At 66.1% G+C, this 2,128-nt stretch carries 2 protein-coding genes, 1 tRNA gene and 1 other RNA gene; 3 read left to right on the forward strand and 1 reads right to left on the reverse strand.

The features are described from left to right. Position 1: 1 nt before the first annotated feature. Positions 2-90: transfer RNA gene (locus JHC79_RS14925), tRNA-Ser, on the reverse strand. 92 nt (positions 91-182) lie between these two features. On the opposite strand from JHC79_RS14925, the gene ffs reads away from it, so the two are divergent. From ffs to JHC79_RS14940, 3 genes are all read left to right on the forward strand, one after another. Continuing rightward, positions 183-277: signal recognition particle sRNA small type (ffs, locus tag JHC79_RS14930), an RNA gene on the forward strand. A 37-nt stretch (positions 278-314) separates the two neighbouring features. Next, entirely contained in the window at positions 315-1,592 is a 1,278-nt protein-coding gene (locus JHC79_RS14935; protein WP_296392138.1) for an aminotransferase class I/II-fold pyridoxal phosphate-dependent enzyme, read from the forward strand. A 3-nt stretch (positions 1,593-1,595) separates the two neighbouring features. Beyond that, on the forward strand, positions 1,596-2,128 hold a 533-nt coding region (locus tag JHC79_RS14940; protein ID WP_296392179.1), incomplete at its 3' end, for a glycosyltransferase 87 family protein.

Below are 2,128 nucleotides of genomic sequence, written 5' to 3' on the forward strand. Positions count from 1 at the left end.
GTGGCGGAGGATAGGGGATTCGAACCCCTGAGGGCTATTAACCCAACCCGCGTTCCAGGCGAGCGCCATAGGCCACTAGGCGAATCCTCCGTCGGGAATGATAGCCGCGCAGGTGACAGGCGCCAAAAATGGCCTGGTCAACGCCCCGCTGTGCGACCGGCTCGGCACCGTCTACACTTGACGACGGATCCCGCGCGGCGTGCATCCTGTGAACTCCCCCAGGGCCGGAAGGCAGCAAGGGTCAACGGGCTCTCTCGGGTGCGCGGGATCCTCTTATCTATCCTCGACGCCCGGGTTCGGAGCGAAAGGCCAGCGTGAACTTCCACTCGATGAGTGCGACCGAACTCGGTACCACCCGCGACGAGCTGACCACGCTGTACTCGGATCTCCAGGCAGCCGGTCTGAAGCTCGACCTCACCCGTGGAAAACCCGCACCCGACCAGCTCGACCTGTCCAACGGACTGTTGTCGCTGCCGGGTGACGACTACCGCGACGGCGCCGGGACCGACACCCGCAACTACGGCGGCCTGGCCGGTCTGCCCGAACTCCGCGAGATCTTCGGCGAGCTGATCGCCGTGCCCGCGTCGCAACTGGTCGCGGCCAACAACTCCAGCCTGCAGTTGATGTACGACCTGACCTCGTACGCGATCCTGCACGGCACCCCCGACTCCGACGGCCCGTGGGGACAGCAGACGATCAAGTTTCTCTGTCCTGCACCGGGATACGACCGGCACTTCTCCGTCTGTGAGGCGCTCGGCATCGAGATGATCGCGGTCGAGATGCTGCCCAACGGACCGGACGTCGACGCCTGCGCCGCGCTCATCGCAGAGGATCCGTCGATCAAGGGTTTGTGGGCGGTCCCGACCTACTCCAACCCCACCGGCGTCACGTTCAGCGAGGACGTCGTGAAGGCGCTCGTCGAGATGGATGCGCCCGCCGACTTCCGGATCTACTGGGACAACGCCTACGCCGTCCACACCCTGGCCGACACCGCGCCGACGCCCTACCCGATCCTGGAGATGGCGGCCGCGGCCGGAAACCCCAACCGTCCCTACGTGTTCGCGTCGACGTCGAAGATCACGTTCGCGGGCAGCGGCGTCTCGTTCTTCGGGTCGTCGGAGGCGAACGTGGCCTGGCAGCAGAAGTACGCGGCGTTCAGCAGCATCGGACCCGACAAGGTCAACCAGCTGCGGCACCTGAAGTTCTTCGGCGACGCCGACGGGGTGCGCGCGCACATGGCGCGGCACCGTGAACTGCTGGCCCCGAAGTTCAAGCTCGTGTCGCAGATCCTCAACGACCGCCTCGGCGCGTCCAAGGTCGCATCCTGGACCGATCCCGAGGGCGGCTATTTCGTCAGCCTCGACGTCATCGACGGCACTGCCGCGCGGGTCATCGAACTGGCCAAGGACGCCGGGATCGCCCTGACCGCAGCCGGTTCGACCTACCCGTACAAGCGCGATCCCTACGATCGCAACATCCGTCTCGCCCCGACCTTCCCCGGCCTCGACGAGCTGGGCACCGCCATGGACGGCGTGGCGACCTGTGTTCTCCTGGCAGCAGCGGACAAGCTGCTCGCCGACCAGAAGTCCTGATCGGTGCCGGACCTCCGGGTTCCGCGGCCGGTACTCGTCACCACGATCGCCGTCGCGCTGGGACTTCTCGCGATCTGGCTGCAACACCTCGTGGTCGCGTTCGACGAACCTTTCTGGGGACTCTTCGACAACCAGCTCGATCTCGACGTCTACCGCGCGGGTGCCCAGACGGTCCTCGACGGTGACCGCCTCTACGACGCAAAGCTGTTGGGGCACCTCGACTACACCTACGCACCCATCTCGGTGCTGCTGTTCACCCCGTTCGCGTGGATGCCGTTCGCCGCGGCCCGCGTCGTCTGGTCGCTGCTGATCTTCGTCGTGCTCTACCTCGTGGTCACGCTCAGCTTTCGAAATCTGGGCTACCGCATCACCTGGCAGCTGCGCGCCGTCTCCGCGTCGCTCGTCGTGATCTCCGCGTTGCTCGAGCCGGTGCGCAGCACCATCTGGTTCGGCCAGGTGAACATCTTCCTGATGGCGCTGGTGCTGTGGGACCTGTTGCGTCCGGAGTCCTCCCGGCTGCGGGGTGTCGCCACCGG

The sequence above is a fragment of the Williamsia sp. genome (assembly GCF_016462415.1).
Classification (GTDB): Bacteria; Actinomycetota; Actinomycetes; order Mycobacteriales; family Mycobacteriaceae; genus Williamsia_A.